The sequence below is a fragment of the Paenibacillus sp. FSL H8-0261 genome, from assembly GCF_045040645.1.
Lineage (GTDB): Bacteria > Bacillota > Bacilli > Paenibacillales > Paenibacillaceae > Paenibacillus_AQ.
Genome location: NZ_CP150297.1, coordinates 2,531,980 through 2,553,306 on the forward strand (window position 1 = coordinate 2,531,980; position 21,327 = coordinate 2,553,306).

16 protein-coding genes are annotated in these 21,327 nt (G+C 41.3%); 12 read left to right on the top strand and 4 right to left on the bottom strand.

What is annotated here, in order from left to right; all coding sequences use genetic code 11:
• From MHI27_RS10870 to MHI27_RS10880, 3 genes are read left to right on the top strand one after another with little or no spacing between them, the layout of a single operon-like run.
• The gene (locus MHI27_RS10870; protein ID WP_042187029.1) at nt 1-855 is read left to right on the top strand and encodes an ABC transporter ATP-binding protein; all 855 of its coding nucleotides are present in this window, start codon (nt 1-3) and stop codon (nt 853-855) included.
• Complete coding sequence (locus MHI27_RS10875) at nt 852-1,565, top strand: ABC transporter permease (protein WP_076283068.1); 714 nt, start codon at nt 852-854, stop codon at nt 1,563-1,565. The genes MHI27_RS10870 and MHI27_RS10875 overlap by 4 nt, the downstream gene beginning before the upstream one ends.
• Nucleotides 1,562-2,287 (top strand): hypothetical protein, encoded by a 726-nt coding sequence (locus MHI27_RS10880; RefSeq protein WP_405176238.1) that lies wholly within the window; start codon nt 1,562-1,564, stop codon nt 2,285-2,287. The genes MHI27_RS10875 and MHI27_RS10880 overlap by 4 nt, the downstream gene beginning before the upstream one ends.
• On the opposite strand, the gene MHI27_RS10885 is transcribed toward MHI27_RS10880, so the two are convergent.
• From MHI27_RS10885 to MHI27_RS10895, 3 genes are all read right to left on the bottom strand, one after another.
• The gene (locus MHI27_RS10885) at nt 2,288-3,943 is read right to left on the bottom strand and encodes a helix-turn-helix domain-containing protein (RefSeq protein WP_405176239.1); all 1,656 of its coding nucleotides are present in this window, start codon (nt 3,941-3,943) and stop codon (nt 2,288-2,290) included.
• Nucleotides 3,944-4,083: 140 nt separating this feature from the next.
• Nucleotides 4,084-5,109 carry an ABC transporter substrate-binding protein gene (locus MHI27_RS10890; RefSeq protein ID WP_405176240.1) on the bottom strand — a complete coding sequence of 342 codons (1,026 nt, stop codon included), beginning with the start codon at nt 5,107-5,109 and terminating at the stop codon, nt 4,084-4,086.
• Between the two features lie 208 nt (nt 5,110-5,317).
• On the bottom strand, nt 5,318-6,775 hold the full coding sequence (locus tag MHI27_RS10895; protein WP_405176718.1) for an alpha-L-fucosidase: 1,458 nt from the start codon (nt 6,773-6,775) through the stop codon (nt 5,318-5,320).
• A 125-nt stretch (nt 6,776-6,900) separates the two neighbouring features.
• Here MHI27_RS10895 and MHI27_RS10900 point away from each other — a divergent pair, with 125 nt between their 5' ends.
• Complete coding sequence (locus MHI27_RS10900; RefSeq protein WP_076283065.1) at nt 6,901-7,731, top strand: AraC family transcriptional regulator; 831 nt, start codon at nt 6,901-6,903, stop codon at nt 7,729-7,731.
• Nucleotides 7,732-7,793: 62 nt separating this feature from the next.
• On the opposite strand, the gene MHI27_RS10905 is transcribed toward MHI27_RS10900, so the two are convergent.
• Nucleotides 7,794-10,907: a glycoside hydrolase family 2 TIM barrel-domain containing protein gene (locus MHI27_RS10905; RefSeq protein ID WP_405176241.1), complete on the bottom strand. Its 3,114-nt coding sequence runs from the start codon at nt 10,905-10,907 to the stop codon at nt 7,794-7,796.
• 116 nt (nt 10,908-11,023) lie between these two features.
• On the opposite strand from MHI27_RS10905, the gene MHI27_RS10910 reads away from it, so the two are divergent.
• The 8 genes from MHI27_RS10910 (at nt 11,024) to MHI27_RS10945 (ending at nt 21,254) form a co-directional block, all read left to right on the top strand.
• Nucleotides 11,024-11,845, top strand: coding sequence for an AraC family transcriptional regulator (locus MHI27_RS10910; RefSeq protein ID WP_405176242.1), 822 nt, complete (start codon nt 11,024-11,026; stop codon nt 11,843-11,845).
• Between the two features lie 207 nt (nt 11,846-12,052).
• Entirely contained in the window at nt 12,053-12,958 is a 906-nt protein-coding gene (locus MHI27_RS10915; RefSeq protein WP_076283063.1) for a hypothetical protein, read from the top strand.
• Nucleotides 12,959-13,155: 197 nt separating this feature from the next.
• The gene (locus MHI27_RS10920) at nt 13,156-15,537 is read left to right on the top strand and encodes an alpha-L-arabinofuranosidase C-terminal domain-containing protein (protein WP_076283062.1); all 2,382 of its coding nucleotides are present in this window, start codon (nt 13,156-13,158) and stop codon (nt 15,535-15,537) included.
• A 411-nt stretch (nt 15,538-15,948) separates the two neighbouring features.
• The gene (locus tag MHI27_RS10925; RefSeq protein WP_081382732.1) at nt 15,949-16,236 is read left to right on the top strand and encodes a transcriptional regulator; all 288 of its coding nucleotides are present in this window, start codon (nt 15,949-15,951) and stop codon (nt 16,234-16,236) included.
• 128 nt (nt 16,237-16,364) lie between these two features.
• On the top strand, nt 16,365-17,375 hold the full coding sequence (locus MHI27_RS10930; RefSeq protein WP_042187045.1) for a LacI family DNA-binding transcriptional regulator: 1,011 nt from the start codon (nt 16,365-16,367) through the stop codon (nt 17,373-17,375).
• Nucleotides 17,376-17,652: 277 nt separating this feature from the next.
• Nucleotides 17,653-18,594 (top strand): sugar ABC transporter permease, encoded by a 942-nt coding sequence (locus MHI27_RS10935; protein ID WP_042193674.1) that lies wholly within the window; start codon nt 17,653-17,655, stop codon nt 18,592-18,594.
• A gap of 14 nt (nt 18,595-18,608) precedes the next feature.
• Complete coding sequence (locus MHI27_RS10940) at nt 18,609-19,496, top strand: carbohydrate ABC transporter permease (RefSeq protein ID WP_042187049.1); 888 nt, start codon at nt 18,609-18,611, stop codon at nt 19,494-19,496.
• Nucleotides 19,497-19,616: 120 nt separating this feature from the next.
• The gene (locus MHI27_RS10945) at nt 19,617-21,254 is read left to right on the top strand and encodes a sugar ABC transporter substrate-binding protein (RefSeq protein WP_339247141.1); all 1,638 of its coding nucleotides are present in this window, start codon (nt 19,617-19,619) and stop codon (nt 21,252-21,254) included.
• The last annotated feature ends 73 nt before the right edge of the window (nt 21,255-21,327 follow it).

A 21,327-nucleotide genomic window follows, 5' to 3' on the forward strand; every position in this document is an offset into this window, starting at 1 on the left:
ATGATCGAAGTGAAGGAGCTTCATTTTACCTACCCAAAAATAAAAGAGCCAACCCTTAGTGGACTTAACTTTTCCATACCTCAAGGAGAAGTGTTTGGTTTTCTCGGTCCTTCGGGAGCGGGTAAAAGCACAACACAAAAAATACTAATTGGAGTCTTAAAAAATTATCTCGGCAGCGTTAACGTAATGGGCAAGGAAATAAGAAATACCGGACCGGAGTATTTTGAGCGAATAGGGGTAGCTTTTGAGTTTCCAAATTTCTATTCGAAGTTTACTGCGCTGGAAAATTTGCAGCTATTTCGGTCTCTGTATTCAGGGAGAACAGCGGAACCGAGGTTTCTCCTGGAGCAAGTAAATCTCACTGAAGCTGCAAATTTGAAGGTCTCCCAGTTATCGAAGGGGATGAAGATGCGGCTGAATTTCTGTAGAGCACTCTTAAATAACCCGCAAATTCTATTTCTGGATGAACCCACTTCCGGGCTCGACCCCGTTAATGCGAAACGAATGAAGGATTTAATCCTGGAAAAAAAGGCAAATGGGACAACTGTAATTATTACAACACATAATATGCAAGCCGCTGAGGAGCTCTGCGACAGGGTCGCTTTTATTGTAGATGGTCAGATTAAGTTGATTGATTCTCCTCGGGAGCTTAAGCTTCTAAATGGAAAAAAACGAGTGCGGCTGGAATACCGCCATCATAATGAAGTTAGAAATGAGGAATTCTCACTTGATGATATAGGGGAGAACGAATATTTCTTAAAGCTTGTTCGTGAACATCCAATAGAAACCATTCATTCGCAGGAGGCGTCTTTGGAACAAATATTTATTGACGTAACTGGGAGGCAGTTAACATGAGATTCAGATCTGCGTTTGCCTTTGACATCCGGTTTCAATGGCGGCATGGGTTTTATTGGATCTACGTCATTATCTGTGCGTTTTATTTGGTATTGCTGCATCTTATTCCTGATCATTATCGAGAACAAACGATGTTGTTATTGACCTTTAGCGATCCGAGTGCTTTAGGGCTTATTCTCGCAGGGGGGATTGTGCTGCTGGAAAGAGACCAGGGCATCCATGATCCTTTATTTGTTACTCCGATTCGTGTTAGAGAATATTTACTTTCAAAAGCAGGCTCATTATCTGTACTCTCCCTGTTAGCCGCTTGGGTTATTCATGTAATAGCAAGCGGGATTCCGCAATCCCCGTTTGGCTTTTCTACTGGAATCATTCTAACGTCAAGCTTTATGACGCTATTGTCGATTGGAGTTGTGGCTCGTTGCCAGACAATTAATGGTTTCATTCTACTATCACAAGTATTCGCATTGCCTTTTATACTTCCATTGCTTGGTTATTTTAAGGTGTGGAACTCCAAACTTTTTTTATGGCTTCCTACGGAAGGAACACTTCGCTTGTTGAGTTCGGGAACCTCGGCTATGTCATTTGGCAATTACATCTACTCCATATCGATATTACTGCTATGGAATGTTGTGATATACGTGTGGGCAAAAATGTCCTTCGAAAATCATGTAATGATGCGCATAGGTAAGGGAGGAGCAAGAAAATGAAGAAGTATCGTATGCTTTTTATAAGCGATATCCGGCATGCTGGTTTGGACCCAGTGCTCATGGTCGGCATCTTTGCTCCTTTAGCACTTCTAGTCGTCTCAAGATTTGGATTTCCAATGATAGCCGATTGGCTTACGAACGGTTATGCTTTCGATTTATATAAATATAGGAGCTTTGCTGCGATTTTCTTAGTCATGACCTTTCCCATGCTAACCGGTATGATGACAGGTCTTTTAATGCTTGATGAAAGAGATGAGAATGTCATCTCTTATTACGCGGTTACACCATTAATGCGCAAAGGGTACATGGTGTATCGTCTAGTTCTTCCATCTCTACTCTGTACATTTCTTTCATCGCTATTTTTTATAGTCTCCGGCTTATCTAGCTTTCAATTAGAGCATATATACATCCTTTTACTATTAGCATTTGAAGCCCCTTGTTTTGCATTATTCCTAGCTTCTTTCGCTGCAAATAAGGTAGAAGGATTAGCTTTATCAAAGATCGGTGGTCTGTTTATAGCAGGACCAATCGTAGCTTATTTTGTTCCATCACCATGGCAATTTATCGGTGCGTGGATTCCTACCTATTGGCCTGCTAAGTTATTTTTTGTTATAGAAGCTTCTAGTGGTTTTATTGTGCTTGCATACTTTATGGTGGGACTTCTATTTCACTTGAGTCTTCTGAGCATCATGATCAGGATTTTTATTAAAAGAGCTGATTGATTAACCTCCTCCAAGCAGCTTAGGCAACAGGGTTAGAAGCTTTTCACGTGTTAAAGCATCTCCATAGTTCCATTTGCTTCCGTCAAGCAGATAAGCTTGCCCCTTACGTACAGCGGGTATATTCTTCCATAGTGAGCTGTCTAGTAGTTTCTCCATAGCAACTCGCGAGTCTTGACGTTCCGGAATAAGCATAAAGATATGATCACCGGCGTAGGAAGGCAGCCTTGCTGGATCGACCTCTGCAAATCCTAACTCTCCATCGAGAATCGCTTTGATCTCATCTGTGGGCTGTAAACCGTTAGGGGCATAGAGAGCAGTAGACAAACCGGACATTCCCATAGCATATAGATGATTTCCATGGTCATAAATCAATGCAGAAGCTGTTTCTCCAGGTCGAAGAGTACTCATATAAAGCTGCTGCCACATGGCAGCATTTTTTGCTGCGAATGAATCCAGCCATGCTTCTGCTTCGTGCTGCTTACCCAACCAGCTTCCAAGTGTCCGCATACGGTGTTCAAGTGGAGCAAATGAATCAAAGGTAAGTGTCGGGGCGATGTCGACGACTGCTCGATAGGCCTTATCATCTGAATTAGCTATAATAATTAGGTCAGGATTTAATGAAGCGGTAAGCTTCGGATCCAGAGGAAAGCCAACGTTAGAGAGCTTTTTAAGTCGATGTTTATAGACTCTGTTCCATGCAAAGACTTCATCTCCTCCGATAGGCTTTATACCTAATGCGAGCAGATCGCCAAGCGTCTCACCATGGTACACAATGCGTTTTGGACGCTCCGGAATATCCACCTCATGGCCAGTCCAGTCTTTCACAGTAAGCTTCCGACCTTGCTGATGCGCATATTGTCCGGGTGTAATTCCAGTCTTTTGACGAAACCGGCGACTAAAATAATATTCATCGGAGAAGCCAACCAGACGAGCAATCTCACGCAGTGGTTCAGCGGATTCCAGAAGGAAACGCTTCGAATGGTTAATGCGCAGTTCGGTCAGGTAATCGAGCGGTCTTTTTCCGGTAAGCTTTTGAAAGATCGGAGTATATTGCCACAATGTTATCCCTGCGAGCTCAGCCAGTTGCTTCACGGTGATACTCTCCGTATAGTGATCTTGCATATATTGGATGGTCTTTTCCACGGAATCCGCGGGACTTGGCACCTGCTCGGAAGGATAATTATGCTCAAAGAGTAAGAGCAGCAATTCTTGGAATTTTAATTGGCGCTTAAAAAAATGCACATCATCGGCATTTTTTTTGCTCATAAGGAGATCTTCAGCAAGGCGGATTACCCTAGTGAACGGGTGGACAATTAGCTCCTGCCTACCTGGAAGGAGTTCCTCTGAATAATATTCGGGAAACTCGGCGTTATTAATTGCTGTAAAAGTGATGAGATAATAATAAAGAGTCGTCTCTTGATTGTCCGTGCTATAGGAAGTTCCAGGAGATAGGAGATAACATGTATCTGTAGTCAGTGTTATGGTTTGATCGCTAAGGATCAGCTGTCCACTTCCGCCAGTGAATATTAGAAGTCTATAAAAGTGAGTTGTAAGAGTCTTAGCGCAAGAGCCTGCCGGTTGAATATTTAGTTCCGCATCAGTCAGCTGAAACAGCAACGAGCGGAGCGGTGCAGCGACGGGTAATGTTTGCAGCAAGAGGAAGCCTCCGTTCATTTGGTGAGAATCATTATCAATTAATTCATTGTATATAAAATAAAGAAGCATATCAACAGCTGTTGACATGCTTCTTGCAGTTTTCTATCAGCTAAGTGCCAAACGCTTCATGAAGGTGAAAATTATTTCATATTCAAAAGCTGTGGGAGTTCACCGAGCAGCCATTCTCTTGTTGTTGCATCACTTGAAGTCTTCATAATATCTTGAGTATAGACATATCCGTTCTTGACGGCAGGGAGACCTTTCCAGATCGGACTCTTTAATAGAGTAGCTGTGGATTGCTTGGCTTCATCGGCCACAGGGGTTAGAATGAAAATCCGATCTCCGGCATATTCTTTAAGCACTTCCATGGATACTTCCTGGAATCCCATACCTTCATCAAGCACCTTCTGAATCACTGGGGTTGGCTTGAAGCCATTCTCTCCATAAAGGACTTGCGAAAGTCCGGTCGTCGCCATAACAAATAGTCTGTCACCAGGATAATAAGTAAAGACCGAAGCTGTTTCTCCTTCTTTTATGCCCGCTGCCTTTAATTGTTCCCACATGGCATCTTCACTCGTTTTATACTTAGCCAGCCATGCCTCGGCTTCGGTCGTTTTCCCAAGAATTCCACCAATATCAAGCATCCGTTCATTTAGTGGGGCAAATGTATCAAATATTATCGTGGGTGCGATTTTGGACAGCTGCTCGAAATCAGCTTCATCAGTTCCTGCATAGATAATCAAATCAGGCTGAAGTTCCAGCGTCTTTTCCAGATTGATAGGGAACCCTACATCTTCGACACCTTGTAGCTGATCTTCAAAAACCTGACCCTCACCCATGGAAAGTGGATATCCTACCGCTTGCACACCAAGTGCGAGTAGATCACCATAGGTTTCTCCTGAATAAATCACGCGCTTCGGGTTAACAGGTATTTCTACGGTATGGCCTATGTAATCCGTGTAGGAGCGAGTAGTTGCCGCAGTTTCATTAGTGCCCTTGTCGGATGTTTCTGGAGAAGGTACAGTGGTAGCTGAAGTATTATTTCCGGCTGCGTTCGACGCATTGTTCTTGGCTGGTTGTTCTCCTGAGTTTCCGCAGGCGAGTAGTAATGTGGTCATCAGAAAGAGTACACATAATACGGCGAACGGTTGTCTTACCTTATTCATATAATATTGCCTCCCTAAAATATGTAGCGATCACCAATAATGATAATCATTCTCGACGAAAACTATCATAAATTAAAGTCTCCTTTTACTCAATGGACAAAACACATTAAGGCTATTTGATTTGTACAAGCCTATTGTTCTGACGTGGCTCAAAAAAGTCCTAATGTAGAGTAACTACATTAGGACTGCTGAGAAAACTTTTTTTATCTTAATCTAACTCAATCCGTAAAACAACCGGAGCCTCACTGTGGACAGTGGACGTATAAATGGTTAATGCCTCATCTGTTCTTTCCCAAGTAGGCCGTTCATCAAATCCTAAGATATGGATATCTTTTATTATCCCATGGAAGTGAGTGGACTTTTCTTTAAGAGATTGGATATGAACGATCCCATTCTCTGGATATACAAGAACGGTTGCATAAAGACAACTTCCTTTAACTGTAAAACGGATATCTTCACTAGTGAAAATCTTTGTGGTTCCATCCGTAAACTGCCCTTCGAGGATCTTAGTAGGACCTTCACCGAAGGTGCGCCAGTAGGTCGTATCATAGATCGCTTCACCATTTACTTTTAGCCAATCACCAATGGCAAGAAGAATCTCCCGATCCTGAGCGGGGATGCTTCCGTCTGCCTTAGGTCCTATATTGAGCAGGAGATTGCCGTTTTTACTTACGATATCTACTAAATCTCTGATGATCTCCATGGCAGACTTATAATCATTATCCGTTGTATAACACCATGAATTTTTGGCTACAGCTGTATCCGTTTGCCAGAAATAAGGCTTAAGTCCGGAGAAAAGTCCTCTTTCAATATCTGGTACCGCTGAGCCGAACATAAATGCATCATGCTTATAATTGATTGCAACCGGAGTCCCCCATTCATCTCCCTTATTGTAATAATAAGCGGCGAACTTTTTGAGATAGGGTTTGAAGGCAGCTGTATGAATCCACCAATCAAAGTAAAAAACCTTCGGCTTATAATTGTCCACCAGCTCACAGCAGCGAATTAACCAATCCTCCAAAAATTCTTGATCGGGTGGGGAGCCGAATAAATCCTGATGATCGGGTTCCGTCATAGATGGCCAATAGAAATCTCCACATACAAGCGGTTCATGGATATCGGAATCAAATTCCTTGCCATGAGACAGGAAGAACCAGTGTTCAGCTCTATGGGAAGATACACAAAACTCTAATCCCTGCTGCTCAAAAGCGTCTTTCATTTCCCCAACTAAATCCCGCTGGGGACCCATCTCATATGTGTTATAGTGGGAGTAAGCGCTCTTATACATTTGAAAGCCGTCATGGTGCTCTGCTACAGGCATCACGTATTTGGCACCAGATAATTTGAAGAGATTAGCCCATTCCTCAGCGTTGAACTGCTCAGTCTTGAACAAGGGGATGAAATCTTTATAGCCAAAATCTTTATGTTCACCATAAGTAGCAATGTGATGCTCATATTCGCTTGATCCCTGTATATACATGTTTCGGGAATACCATTCACTAGCGAAGGCCGGAATCGAATAAAGACCCCAATGAATGAAAATGCCAAACTTGGCTTTCTCATACCACGTCGGTACTTGAAATTGACTTAGTGAATCCCAATCGTCTTTGAATCTTCCATTTGAAATGGTATCGTCGATCACTTTTAAATACTTGCTTTTATCCATCATGTTGTGTTCATCCTTTCAAACGCTTATTTCTTACCTTCATTGTAGTGATTAGATGTAGGAAACAAAATGTAGGACATTAACTTTTAGATGTACAAAACTAACCTGATAAGGCGGAGTAAGGGATGGATAACCATGTTTTGCTTACAAATTATTTATCCAATTTAAAGGTTGATTTATTTATGGCTGATTACAATCTTTGTGGCCGTGACTGGAGAGATCTCGACTATACACCAGACTATAGTAAATTTTATTTTATTTGCGATGGGGAGGGTTGGTTAAAGATTGGAGATCGGGAATATTATCCGAAGCCTGGTCAGCTTTTTTTAATGCCTGAGGGAGTTAATCAATCTTATTCTTGCATAAGTGATCAACCCTTTGAGAAGTATTGGTGCCATTTCAGCGCAAAAGTCGGAGATATAAATCTATTCAATATGATAGAGTTAAGTCATGTATGCAGAGAAGTAGATCCTCATGTAATCCAAGAGATATTCAGCAGCCTAACGAGTCATATGAAATCTGATAAGGTGTATGCTCATTTGTTAGCCAAAAGTAAGCTAATGGAGTTATTTTCTTATTTTATTATGAACATAGATGTAGACGAAATCACCTTTAAAAATCTAAGCTCCATCGAAAAATTAACGAAAATATTAACGTACATAGACGCTCATATCGAGCGAAATATCACCATACACGAGCTTGCCGAGATTGCGTACATGCATCCCAACTATTTTATTCGGCTATTTAAACAGCAAATCGGAGTTCCACCCATTCAGTATATAACCAGAAAAAAGATAACTAAGGCCAAGGAGCTATTGAGGAGCACGCAACGTTCTGTCGGTGAGATTGCCCATGATCTCGGTTTTAGTGATCTTTATTATTTCTCCAAACAGTTCAAAAAAAATGTTGGACAGAGTCCTTCGGAATTCAGACAAGGAACAGTAGTACTGAAATAAATAGAAGAAGGCCGTCTTGTTTGGTAGAAACCAACCAGAGACGGCCTTTTTAATAGATGAAATTAGAGAAGAGAAAGGGTGAAACGGAATGCATATGGGCGATTAGCCGGCAGAGTGAACTCTTCGTGGGTTGGTGCACCCCAGCTATCGTCACCCCCAACTCCCATTTGCTTGTAGTTGACTCTTAGTACGCTTTTGTTCGAGACTGGTAATTTATATACGTGATCATGTGCTTCCAATTCCTCGGGTTTCCAAGGCAGAGCATTAATCTCCATAGGGATTGCACTATCAAAATAAAGTCCTGATCCATCGTTGCCATCTGTAATCGAAGCAAATCTGACATCCGTCTTATTGCCGCACTCCTGCGGTCTGAGATAAGGGATGAACTGGTCACTGACTTTGCCCGTATAGCGGCCAAGTGGTGCTCCGGTTTGTCTGTCCCAATAATTCTCGTGGGGTCCACGGCCGTACCATGAAAGGGTATCGAGTCTTCCAGCAAGCACGAACATCATTCCGAACTCAGGAATTTCTGGTAGATCGCTACTACCCGGATTCAGTTCTTGCAGGATCTCTAAAGATCCGTCAGGGCGAATCTCATACTGAATCAGAAGGGTGGAGTACGGATTCGTTGGCAGAAGGTAAGTGGTGGAAACGAAACAGAGATTTCCTTCAGTTCTATATACCATGCTCAACAGATTCCGCTCATTAGAAGCCTGCTTCCACACTGCACAGCGCTTTGGCAATCCATTGCCAAGATCATTATCCGTGACCGCTCTCCAGAAGTTAGGTCTTACGGGCTCAAGCAGATGTTCTTTACCGGCAGCATGGTATGAGTTTAGCTCACCAGTTGTTGTATTAAAGTTTAGAGTGAAATTCCTACCCTGTACGGTCAATGCACCTTCATGTTCCTGCACATGTAACGTTCCATCTGTTGTCTTTGGAGCCTTTGTCACGATACGCGGGGACAGAATAAACTGTTCCCAAGCGATTTCGTGGTCAGCATCAGCCCATGAAGTTTCTGAACGCTGAATAAAGGAGAGATTCAGAATAGCTTCATGATCACCTCTATGTGAAATCAGTTCGTAAGGGATAGTGCATTCAACGATTTCTCCTTGTGCAGCAGAGATTTGCATCAAACCTTCTTGCGCAGTTACTCCGTCTAAAGCAACTTCCCATTTAAGTTCGTACTGTTCAATGTCGGTAAATAAAAAGTTATTATGAATCTGAAAGAGACCTTCACGGATATTTAAAGCAGTTACTTTAATATTTTGATAGCATTTTTTGACCTCAAATAGCTTTGGAGTAACCGAACGATCGGCAAAAAGTAATCCGTTTCCGCTAAAGTTTCCATCATGTGGCGACTCACCAAAGTCACCGCCATATGCTAAATATGGGACACCTTCGGATGTTTTGGTTCGGATAGCCTGATCCACCCAATCCCAAATAAATGCACCTTGAAATACATCGTACTTGTCAAACATATCGGTGTATAGGTGTAAGCCACCGCAAGAATTCCCCATAGCATGGCTGTATTCGCAGATGATGTAAGGCTTCTGAGGATGACTTAGCGCATATTTTTCAACATCGTGCGGTTTAGCATACATAGTCGATTCTATATCACTAGCTGCTTCTGACTCTCTGCAATGGAAGATCCCTTCATAATGAACAGGTCGTGTGGGGTCAGCTTCTCTGAGATAGTCATGCATGGCGATAAAATTATCACCACCGTAGGACTCATTCCCCAGTGACCAGATGATAACCGAAGGATGGTTCTTGTCTCTTTGCATCATGGAGTTGCAACGGTCAATCACATTGGCCCGCCATTCCGGTTTGCTAGCAGGTACATTTCCCTCATGTATACCTTGTTGCCCATACTGCCAAGTACCGTGAGTTTCCAGATTGGTTTCATCGATTACGTAAAGTCCATATTCATCACAAAGCTCATACCAAACAGACTGATTCGGGTAGTGAGAGGTCCGAACCGCATTAATATTATGTGTTTTCATCAGTTTGATATCTCGGATCATGTCGTCTTTGGATAGCGCACGTCCTGTGTCACAAGAGAACTCGTGCCGGTTAACGCCTTTAAGTACGATTCTTTTGCCGTTGATCTTCATAAGTCCGTCTATGATCTCAAAGGTGCGGAATCCAACCTTACAGCTGACGGTTTCAGTAATGTTCCCTTTATCGTCAATCATGGAGAGAACCAATGTATACAGATACGGTGTCTCAGCACTCCACTTATAAGGATCTTCTACATGCTCAGAAAGCTTGAAATGATGAACGCCCTCTTGATCAAAGGAAGTAAACGTAGATATTGGAGCCTCCCATACAGGCTGTTCCTCTTTATTGTATAGCTGCATTTGGAGTGTATAAGGGTTTAGTTTCTCGTTAAAATAATTCTCTACTTTGATGTCTACGTTTAAATCCGCATGTACGAAAGCTTCATCTAGCTCGGTTTTAACGAAAAAATCAGCAACATGAACAGAAGGGGCCGTGCACAGATAGACCTCCCGGAAAATACCGCTAAGCCGCCAAAAATCTTGATCCTCCAGCCAACTGGCATCACACCAACGATAGACCTCGACAGCTAGTTTATTATCACCAGCAATTAAATAAGGGGTAATATCGAACTCGGAAGGTGTAAAGGTGTCTTCACAGTAACCGACCCGTTCTCCGTTTACCCATACATAGAAAGCGGATTCAACCCCCTGAAAGCTAAGGTATACAGGCTGATCGTTCCAAGATTCAGGTACAGTAAAGGTTCGGATGTACGAGCCTACGGGATTATATTTTGTGGGAGCAAAGGGGGGCTTGAGATCAGGTTCAGATTCCGCCCAAGGATATCGGACATTCGTATATTGCGGGTAATCATAGCCATGGAATTGCCAGTGAGAAGGTACAGGAATCGTAGCCCAATTGCTGCAATCGAAATCAGCTTTATAAAAATCCACGACCCGTAGATCAGGTGTTTCGGAAAAAGAGAACTTCCAAATACCATTAAGCGTTTTGTAGTATGGCGAGGTTTCTTTATCTCCCACCAGGGCTTGCGTTAGATTGCTATAAGGGATCATGGAAGCATGTGCATCCAAGCGATTTAGTTCGAAGATTTCCGGATTATTATTCCATTCTGGATAACCGTTTGCAGGAGGCTGGTAAACAAATTTTGCTCGCATGAGTAAATCTCCTTTATAATAGTGATGTTATTATATTCATATTATAAATTGGAGTAATGGTAAGAGATATAAAAGATTTTTCATCCAATATAACAAAATATGAAACGAGTGATCAGATGGAGAGTAAAATAATCTTTTGCCAAACGGAAGATACGAATATGCTGCCGCTGTATGCTACAACCATTGGATTTTGGGAGCATCAGGCAGAAACCTTACGTCCTACCGGATTTCCGGATTACCAAATACATCAGATTCACGAAGGCAAAGGCGAACTTGTCATTCAGGAGAAACGATATATTGTGGGTTCAGGGGATGTATTCTTTTTGTTCCCGAATATTACGCATTCGTATGCGCCAATCAGCAGTAAGTGGAAGCTGTCATGGATTTCATTTAATGGTAGAGAGGCCGGTCAAATGCTGCTGTACGCAGGAATCCGCGAATCAGGCCCTGCAAGGTTGAAGGAGGATAAGTGGCTAAATCCTTTAAAAGAAATGCTCAACTTGTCAGATAGTAATGAACTGGAAACGAATCTGGAACGATCCAAACAACTATACGCGCTGCTGCTGGATTTAAAAAGAAATCTAGTTTCTCCTCTAAACGAGGCTCTTGAATTGGAGCGAATTAAACCGGTGTTGCGACATATAGAAAGGAATCTTCATAGGACCCTCCCATTAAAGGAACTTGCGGAGGTTATTGCAGTGTCGCCACAGTATTTATGCAGGCTTTTTCAAAAAACAATTCATGATCGACCTGTAACCTATATCAACAAGCAACGTATAAACTTGAGTAAACAGCTAATGTTCAATGAACGAGATAAAAAAATGTATGAAATTGCTCAGTTAGTGGGCTTCGAAAATGCCAGCTACTTTTGTCTAGTGTTTAAGCGGTTGACTGGAATGAGTCCAGAGCAATTTAAACAGCTGCATGGTTTGGACTAGTGTAATAGAGAATGCCTCTAAGCCCTATGATAAACGCTTACTTGTTAGCGTCTAGCACTCCATGATATAGTTTAATTGAGTTCATATATTGTATTTTTCACGAATCCGCTCATTTTTTTGCAATATGTGTATGTCCAATCTAATTCAATACATAGAACCAAATTTACGATCAGATATCTAGCTAAGCATCAGGAAGGAGTCATCAATTTGAATGAGAAGTTAAAAGAGGCATACGAACGTTTGGACTTGCCTGTAGACATTACCCGGGAGGAACTGAATAAAAAGTTTGATTTGCATTTGAAACGCCGTAAATCAAATTCCTCAGAAACTGAGGCTGCAGCCTATGAAGAAGAATTTCTGGCTTACAAAGCGATCTTAGACGGCTTAGATCAGCAGGAAATTCAGGAGGCAGAGGACAAGCGGCTAGAGAAATGGGGAGCATTTTCCGGCATAGCGCGTAAATCGGAGAATTTTTTTAGGCTATATAAAGTCCATACATTTGTATCTATCGTTGTGCTGTTAGTGCTAATCTTTGGAGGTAACGCTCTTTATAATCAATATCAAGCCAAAAAATATGAAGCTTCACTCCCGCCAGTGGATGTAACTATCATGTTCCTAGGAAACTATGAATCTCAAGATCCATCAGGTAAGGATGAAGAGCTTAAACAAGAGATCGTCAATCGTTATCCAGCTTGGAAGCGGGTAAAGACGGAAGTCGTATACCTTCCCTCAACAGGTGGAGAAGGTGGAGGCGCGTTAGACATGACTTATATCCAGCGCGCGATGGCGATGCTGGCGGCGGATCGTCCGAATATTCTTATTTTGGATGATGCTACTTTTGATTGGATTGGACAACAGCAGGGACTTAAGAATCTAGAGCCGTTTGTTAAATCAGCGGGACTTCCTTTAGATGATATTCGTTTGAAACGTATAAAAAATACGGAGAACGGTGAAGAATGGATCACAGGCGTAGATATCACAGATACGAAATTTGCTACAGACCTTCCAATTCATTCACGGAAGATGATCATTGGGGTGTTTGGAGAAGGTGAAGATAAGAACAAATCAACTGATTTTGTTGAGTTCTTAGTAGGGCAAATGACTGCCAAATAAATGAGTATGTATAAATGGACCTGTGTTATAAAGGCCGATGTTGTATGGATTCTCATACGATATCGGCTTTTTTGTTGTACATTCAAAGCATCTGAATTGACGAATGTGAAGTGAACTCACTATAATGATTCATATAGATATGAACTAAGTAATATAAATATAAACTAAACTGAATTTTACAAGGGAGTGATGAAAGATTGAAGACAGAAGGAACTCTGACAATACATACACAGAAGCGTGGTGCAGCATTAGGTGATTTATTTGGAATCTTCTTTGAGGATTTAAATCATGCGGCAGATGGTGGACTTTATGCTGAGCTAGTTCAGAATCGATCCTTTGAATTTGATCCGATCGATCGGACCGATTATCATGCGTTAATGGCTTGGGAGCATATAGAACGTGGAGATGGGAAAACCGTAATCACCGTGGAAGATAGCGAGCCCTTGAATGATCGTAATCCACATTACGTAGCCATTGATATTGTGGCTGAAGGTGACGGCGTTGGGTTGATGAATCTGGGATTCAATAGTGGTATTCCAGTAAAAGAGGGCGAGAATTATAAGTTCTCGGTATATGCTCGTCGGGAGACAAGCTTTGACGTACCCCTTATCGTAACCATAGAAAGTACAAATGGTATCATTCATGGTGAAGCGGAAATCGCTGTGAATCACTCCGAATGGACTCGATACGAAGCAGTTATTAAGTCTAAGGCTACAGATACTAGTTCACGTCTTGTAATCGTTACCAAAGGCAGCGGCAGGGTATATCTGGACATGGTTTCTCTGTTTCCGGAGAAGACCTTTATGAATAGACCTGGGGGCATGCGTGAAGATATTTCACTGTTGCTCGCCGACTTAAAGCCTAAATTCATGCGGTTTCCGGGAGGTTGTCTGGTACATGACGGTTCCTTAAATCAAGATGACAGAGATTCTATGTACAGATGGAAGAATACAATTGGGGATGTGGCACAAAGGCCGGCAAGGCGGAATAACTGGTCCTACAATCAGACGCTTGGGTTAGGATACTTTGAATATTTTCAATTCTGTGAGGATATTGGAGCTAAGCCGATTCCCGTTCTTCCGGGCGGCTACGATCCGCATCATAAACGTATGGTGCCACTGGATGAATTAATGCCCTGGGTTGAGGATGCACTGGATTTGATTGAATTTGCTAATGGGGACATTTCATCGAAGTGGGGAAGGATACGTGCGAACCTTGGTCACCCGGAACCTTTTGGGCTAGAGTATATCGGCATCGGCAATGAAGAGGTAGGTGCACCCTTTTTCGAGAGATATCCATACTTTCATCAAGCCATTAAAGAGAAATATCCGGATATTAAGGTCATTAATTCGAGCGGTCCATTCTCTGCTGGTAAGGAATATGAGCGGGGCTGGACATCTGCAAAAGAGAATAAGTCTGATCTTGTAGACGAGCATTATTACTGTACACCTGAATGGTTCCTGGCGAATCATCATCGTTATGATGACTTTAAGGCCGACGAACCGAAAGTGTTCTTAGGTGAATATGCTTCATGGGGCAATACCTATTATAACGCATTAGTGGAAGCGGCTTTTATGACGGGACTTCAGAACAACGCTCATGCGGTTGGTTTGGCATGTTATGCTCCTATGCTCTGCAATGTGGATTATATCAACTGGAAGCCGGATCTAATCTGGTTTAATAATCATGAAGTGTACGGAACTGCGAACTACTATGTTCAAAAGCTATTCATGAACCATCAGGGAGATCAGCTACTGGAGATAAAAGCGAACGGCTTCACAGTACCTGAGGAACGCAAAGCTGAAGCGATCACAGGAGCGATTAGCTTGGGTGTGGATGCATCCGCTGCTCGATATTCAGAAATCACACTGGTCAACAATGTTACGGGAGAAGTGAAGACGTATTCTGAGTTGTCAGAAGAAGTATCAAACCTGCCTGATCCTGCTCAGAACGGAACGGCCAAACGAACACTAGAGCTTGGAGAGACGGAGTGGGAGAGCTATACCTTGAATTTTAAGGCTACTAGAACCGCAGGGAATAAAGGGTTTGTGTTCTATTTTGGTAAAGCAGATGATCAGAATCATTTGTATTGGGAACTAGGTGGCTGGCAGAATCAGGATTCCATTGTGGCATCAATTATTAACGGGAGAAACTCTGTGCTTACACATTCTATGTTTACAGTTGAAACAGACGTAGAATACGATCTGAAGCTAGAAGTATCAGACAGACATATTCGTACTTATATTAACGGAGAGCTGATCAATGAGACGGAGGACAAACTTCCGGTCATCGAACCGCTGTATTACACAGCAAGTGTGGAGGATTCCACAGGAGATATCATTCTAAAGACAGTGAATGTACAAGAGAACAGCGTTTCTGCTGAAATTATTTTAGAAGAGTTGGCAGAAAAGAATTTGTCCATCGAAGTATATGAACTGTCGGGATACCAGCTTGAGGATGAAAATAACTTCGAGAATAAAGAGTTTGTCTCCCCTAAGCAAACCAATTTTACGACGATGGGCAGCAGTTTTTCTTATGAGTTCCCTAAACAATCCGTAACGATTTTTAGAATAAAATAAAAACTAAAAACGCCCCTCTGAATCCTTAGTGTTAAAAAGGTTCAAAGGGGCGTTTATGTCCGGTTGTATAGCTGTTCACCCACAGACGATCACATTCTAGGGTATTCTCGGTTATGATAGGTGCAATATCATTAATAGCTGGCCGACGCAGACCATCTTTACACGGTTCACATGTTTTAGTAATGTAATGAGACAGCAGCCACGACCAGTGTTCTTCTAGTGGGTATACATCTTCGAACTCTAATTTTCTTCTTGCTCTTTTTCTTAGCTTGAATATAATCACAGGTAGTAGCTACACTGCATCCATACTTATCTCGCTTATGTTAAATTAATGATTAATATTATTGTTAACTAAGAAATTGATTTGTGAATACATAAAAATACTAATTCAAAGGCATAGGAGACAATAAAATGCACTTAACTACAGATACAGAATCGCTTCGAGTCTATGAAGCACTTGCAAGTGAAGTCAGGTTAAGGATTATCGAACTACTAGACCGAAAAGAGATGCATATTAAAGAACTGGCTGCCGAGCTCTATATAAGTAGTGCGATGGTTAGCACCCATGTTGCCAAGCTACAAAAAGCAGGCCTGATTAACTCTAAAATGAGACGTGTGGATGGAGGGACATATAAGTATTGCTCACTGTCTACGAACTGCCTGCAGATTAAATTATCAGGATCTCGGGGAATCTGCTAATCAGATATTGTGAATGATACGAAATAGAGAATTAATAAAAATAAAAAAAACATATTGTAATGAAAACGTTTTTATGATAATTTAAATTTATAAAAACGTTTTTATTTGTAAAGGAAGATTGAATCGTTATGGAAAAGGTAACTATCAAAGACGTTGCTAGAGAGGCTGGAGTGTCCATTTCTACAGTTTCCAACGCACTAAATGACGTTGATGTATTAAATCCGGAGACCAAATCACATGTGCTTAAGGTCGCGAAGCAATTAAATTATGTTCCAAACCTAAATGGTAAGCTCTTAAGAAACGGAAAAACTAAAATGCTAGGTTTTTTCACGACAAGTGTAGCGGGCCCGTACTTCTATAAGCTGGTGGAGTCCATGTCTCGTGAATGTGATCGGTTAGGTTATGGTTTAAATGTATTTGTTACAAAGGATAAACAAGTAATTATGAGCAATATTCTAGGCCGACGTGTGGATGGTGTCATTATCTACGAAGAGCTGAGAATAGATGAAGAAGAAATTGCCGCAATGGTAAAAGACAAGATCAAGGCTGTGTTTCTGGATCGACCACTTAAGAATGAAACGATGGGAAGCGTAATCTTTAATTCGTTTGAATCTGCTTACGAAGCAACTAAATATTTAATCAGTCTGGGACACAAGAAAATTGCTTACATATCTGGTGTAGATGAGATGTATGACAGTGTTCAGCGGAAAGAAGGATACTTGGCCGCCTTGCGTCAATATCAGCTTCCTACGAACGAAGAGTATATTATCCAAGGATATTTTGAGGAAGAGAGCACCTATAACGCTATAAAGTCTCTAGTTCATTTAAGCCCTGAAAAAATGCCTGATGCTTTTTTAGCGGGGAATGATTTGAGCGCCATTGGATGTATTCAAGCTTTGAAATCGAATGGATATGAAGTCCCGTTGGATATAAGCGTTATGGGGTTTGACGATATTGATATCGCGCAGTATTTCTCACCGCCATTAACGACGGTAAGAAATCAAATTGCGAGACAAGGTATTCTATCCATAAATCACCTGGTTCGCATGATTCAGAAGAAGGAACAGGGCGAAATGATGAAATTGCCAGGTGAACTAATTGTACGTGGTTCTACTCAAGTGAAGATTGATCGGTACTAACGCTTTCAAGAAGGGCAACAAGATAGTATCCGATCATTTTTTAAATATAAGAAAGTATAAGTTTACACCTATACTTTATATCTTATATTTCTCGCTTAAACGCATATCGTCCTGATAAGGACACTGAAGGCGTTTTTGCTTGATAATTTTATTGCTTTTAGGAGGTTTTTTTTAAAAAGAAATAAAAACGTTTTTATTGTTATGGGGATCATGATTTGGAGGGGAGAAGAAAAACGTGGATAAATTAGCCGTAGTGCCAGTGAACGGGAAGAATCCAATGAACAGTAAGAAGCCTATGGGACAGAGGGTCAAAGAATTTGTGATTGATTATAAGAGGCAATGGGAGATTCAGTCCATGGTCATCCCGGGAATCATTTTTATGATTATCTTTTGTTTCATTCCTATTTACGGATTAACGATTGCTTTTAAGAGCTACACCGTAATAGACACGCTCGATTCTGCACCATGGGTGGGGCTTGATAATTTCAGAATTATTTTATCAGACAAATATTTTTGGGATGCTGTAGTCAATACCTTGGGGATCAGCTTTCTGAAATTAGCTATAGGTTTTGTTATTCCAATTATTCTATCCGTCATGATTTATGAATTAAGCGGTGGACGCTTTAAGAAAATAGTACAGACAATCTCTTATTTACCACACTTTTTGTCCTGGATCGTTCTGGGCGGGATGTTGATTGCTTGGTTCTCTTCCTCCGGTATGTTTAACGAAATCCTGCTCAATTTGGGGATCATTTCGAAACCGGTAAATATCTTGCTTGATGCGAACAAGTATTGGTGGATTGCAACGTTATCGGATATTTGGAAAGAGGCAGGTTGGGGAACAATTTTATACTTAGCCATCATGTCCAAAATTGATCCTACTTATTATGAAGCTGCCAAAATAGATGGGGCAAGTCGTATGAGACAAATTTGGAATATTACCCTACCTAATATGAAGCCAATTATCAGTTTAAATCTGATTCTGACTGTAAGCGGTTTATTAGGATCGAATCTGGATCAAACCTTGGTCTTGATGAATTCTCAGAACCGTGCCAAAGCAGAGGTAATCAATTCTTATGTGTATCGTATGGGTATGACGCAAGGTGACTTCTCTTATGCTACTGCTGTTGGTTTAGGTGTCTCCATTGTTTCTGTGATCCTACTGATTAGTGCCAACAAAGTGTCCAGCAAATTAAATGATAATCAATCAGTTCTGTAGAAGGAGGCATTTTTGTGAATCGTACGGTAGCTAAAGAAGATCTCGACAGTCGAATCTTTAACACTATAAATATTATTTTACTCTGTATCTGTACTGTAATTATCGTTGTTCCTTTATGGAATGTGGTCATATCCTCCTTAAGCTCAGGTAAAGCGCTCGCGGAAGGTGGATTTATATTCTGGTCTACTGATTTCTCCTTAGAGAATTACCGCGCAGTATTTAATGACGAGACGATAGGATTAGCCTTTCTAGTCTCCATTGCCAAAACGTTCATCGGTGTCATTACCCACGTATTCTTTTGCGCGATGATCGGTTATGGCTTGAGTAAAAAATACATACGTGGCCGCAAGCTATACGTTGCCATGGGTGTAATCACCATGTTCTTCTCAGGTGGTATGATTCCAACGTATTTATTGATTAAATCACTCGGTCTATTGAACAGCTTTTGGGTTTATATTATCCCAGCCTTGTTCAGTTATTATGACGTAGTTATTCTAATGAACTTCTTTAGAAACGTACCGGATTCACTTGAAGAGTCGGCCAAAATCGATGGTGCAGGTGACTGGCGTATATTCCTGAAGATTTTTATCCCTCTTTCCATGCCGGCTATGGCTACGATCGCGTTATTTAACGGGGTTGGGCAGTGGAATGACTTTATGACTACCAAATTATACATTACCGATCAAGCACTGTATCCGCTGCAGATGAAGCTCTATGAAATTATCGTTCAGTCGCAAACGCAATCCATGCAAAATGTCGGCGGATCTGCGATTATCGAAACTACTACTAAAGGGGTTCAACTAGCAACAATTGTCATTACAACTTTGCCGATTGTTGTGATGTATCCAATATTACAGAGGTACTTTATTTCAGGAATGATGATGGGGGCGGTGAAAGAATAGAAAGATTGGAGGGATTTTATAACAAACACTTATGTACGAAATGATCCATCGGAAGTGTAGCTTGTACTATCAGATCTACACTTCCGTTACTACCAAAACTTTTTTAGGGGGAAACAAGGGATGAACAAAGCATTTGGGAAAAAAGGACTCAAACTTTGTACTGCGCTTATGGCTGTTGTATTGGTATTTACGGGTTGTGGATCGAAGGGTAGTTCTGATAACTCCAGCAAAGAATTAAGCTCCATTGAAGGGCGATATACAATTGACCCAGAAACACCAGCTTGGAAGCTTGATAAAAAAGAAGAAACAACGGATCTCACTTGGTATGTAAATGCGGATTGGTGGAACACAGACTTTGGTAAGGACCTCGTTACTAAAAAGATTAAAGAGGACCTGAACATCAATATTAAATTCATTACTGGGGACGACACGAAGTTAAATACTATTTTTGCCGGTGGCGAAATGCCGGATATGTTGACTATCTTTGATTCGAACTCACCAGTGGTACAAAAAGCCGCAACTTGGGCATTGCCTTTGAATGATCTGGCGGATAAATATGATCCTTATTTCAATAAAGTAGCAGCAAAAGATACGATGAACTGGTTCCAATTAGCAGACGGTAAGACTTATGGCTATCCTAACTATTCTAATACGCAAAACGATTTTGACAGCGGTAACATTCCTGCTAAAACGGCATTTGTAATCCGCAAGGATGTTTACGAAGCGATAGGAAAACCAACCATTGGAACTCCTGAAGAATTCAAGAGTGTTATGCAGCAAATCAAAAAGCAATTCCCGGCAATGATTCCTTTTGGTTTTAACTCTATTGGCACAGGCACTGGTTCTTTGGGAGATGTTCTTCAGGATTTCATCGGCGTACCGATGGAAACCGAAAATGGTGAATTCTACAACCGTAACCTAGATGAGGATTATCTGACTTGGTTGAAAACACTAAATGAAGTCTACAGAAATGGTGACATCAGCGATGACAGCTTTGCAGATGACGGGACGGCTTTTGAAGAAAAATTGAAATCCGGTAAATATGCAACGCTGATGCTCGATGGAACACCTCAACAAAGTGGTAACCTGCAAATCTTCATGACAGAAAATCCAGACAAAGAATATATCGCTATTGATGGACCGCAAAGCACAGTTGGACATGAGCCAACGTTGAATCAGTCAGGAATTACAGGCTGGATGATCACCTATGTCACTAAAAAGGCTAAGGACCCTGCCAAAGCGATTCAGATCTACACTTATCTATTGAGTGAAGAAGGACAAAAGCTTATGAACTATGGTATTGAAGGGGAGACCTATAAGGTTAACGAAGCGGGTAAAATTGAATTTTTACCTGAAATCAAAGATCTTCAATTGAATAATGCCGATAAATTTAAAAAGGATTACCGGATGGGCGAATTTATGTTCTTTGGACATGACCGCGATAAAGCTCTAAGTAATGACGCATTCGCAGATTCTATTAAACAAATGCAAGAGTGGGGTAAAGGTAAGCTGAAACCACACTTTATTCTTGAAAATATCAACCCGGCTCAAGGAACGCCTGAAGCTCGTAGTCTATCTGCAATCGATACAAATTGGAACACTACGCTTGTGAGTATGATTCGTGCTAAGGATGAAGCAACATTTGATAGCACCTTGGCTGCTTACAAATCATTCTTGAAGGATAACAACTGGGATAAGATCGCAGAAATTCGCACTGAAAAAATGAAGAGCAACAAAGAAAAATTAGGTCTTAAATAAGTAAAAGGCTGGATGGGGCCCCTTTACCGGGGCCTTATCATACAGAAACATAGCAAAATATATAGAAAAGTGG

Bases quoted from the DNA above. Each gene is read 5' to 3' on its own strand.
- MHI27_RS10925 (WP_081382732.1), top strand. From the start codon at position 15,949: ATGCACTTAACTACAGATACAGAATCGCTTCGAGTCTATGAAGCACTT.
- MHI27_RS10910 (WP_405176242.1), top strand. From the start codon at position 11,024: ATGGAGAGTAAAATAATCTTTTGCCAAACGGAAGATACGAATATGCTG.
- MHI27_RS10905 (WP_405176241.1), bottom strand. From the start codon at position 10,907: ATGCGAGCAAAATTTGTTTACCAGCCTCCTGCAAACGGTTATCCAGAA.
- MHI27_RS10935 (WP_042193674.1), top strand. From the start codon at position 17,653: ATGAACAGTAAGAAGCCTATGGGACAGAGGGTCAAAGAATTTGTGATT.
- MHI27_RS10875 (WP_076283068.1), top strand. From the start codon at position 852: ATGAGATTCAGATCTGCGTTTGCCTTTGACATCCGGTTTCAATGGCGG.
- MHI27_RS10900 (WP_076283065.1), top strand. From the start codon at position 6,901: ATGGATAACCATGTTTTGCTTACAAATTATTTATCCAATTTAAAGGTT.
- MHI27_RS10895 (WP_405176718.1), bottom strand. From the start codon at position 6,775: ATGGATAAAAGCAAGTATTTAAAAGTGATCGACGATACCATTTCAAAT.
- MHI27_RS10870 (WP_042187029.1), top strand. From the start codon at position 1: ATGATCGAAGTGAAGGAGCTTCATTTTACCTACCCAAAAATAAAAGAG.
- MHI27_RS10930 (WP_042187045.1), top strand. From the start codon at position 16,365: ATGGAAAAGGTAACTATCAAAGACGTTGCTAGAGAGGCTGGAGTGTCC.
- MHI27_RS10945 (WP_339247141.1), top strand. From the start codon at position 19,617: ATGAACAAAGCATTTGGGAAAAAAGGACTCAAACTTTGTACTGCGCTT.
- MHI27_RS10880 (WP_405176238.1), top strand. From the start codon at position 1,562: ATGAAGAAGTATCGTATGCTTTTTATAAGCGATATCCGGCATGCTGGT.
- MHI27_RS10890 (WP_405176240.1), bottom strand. From the start codon at position 5,109: ATGAATAAGGTAAGACAACCGTTCGCCGTATTATGTGTACTCTTTCTG.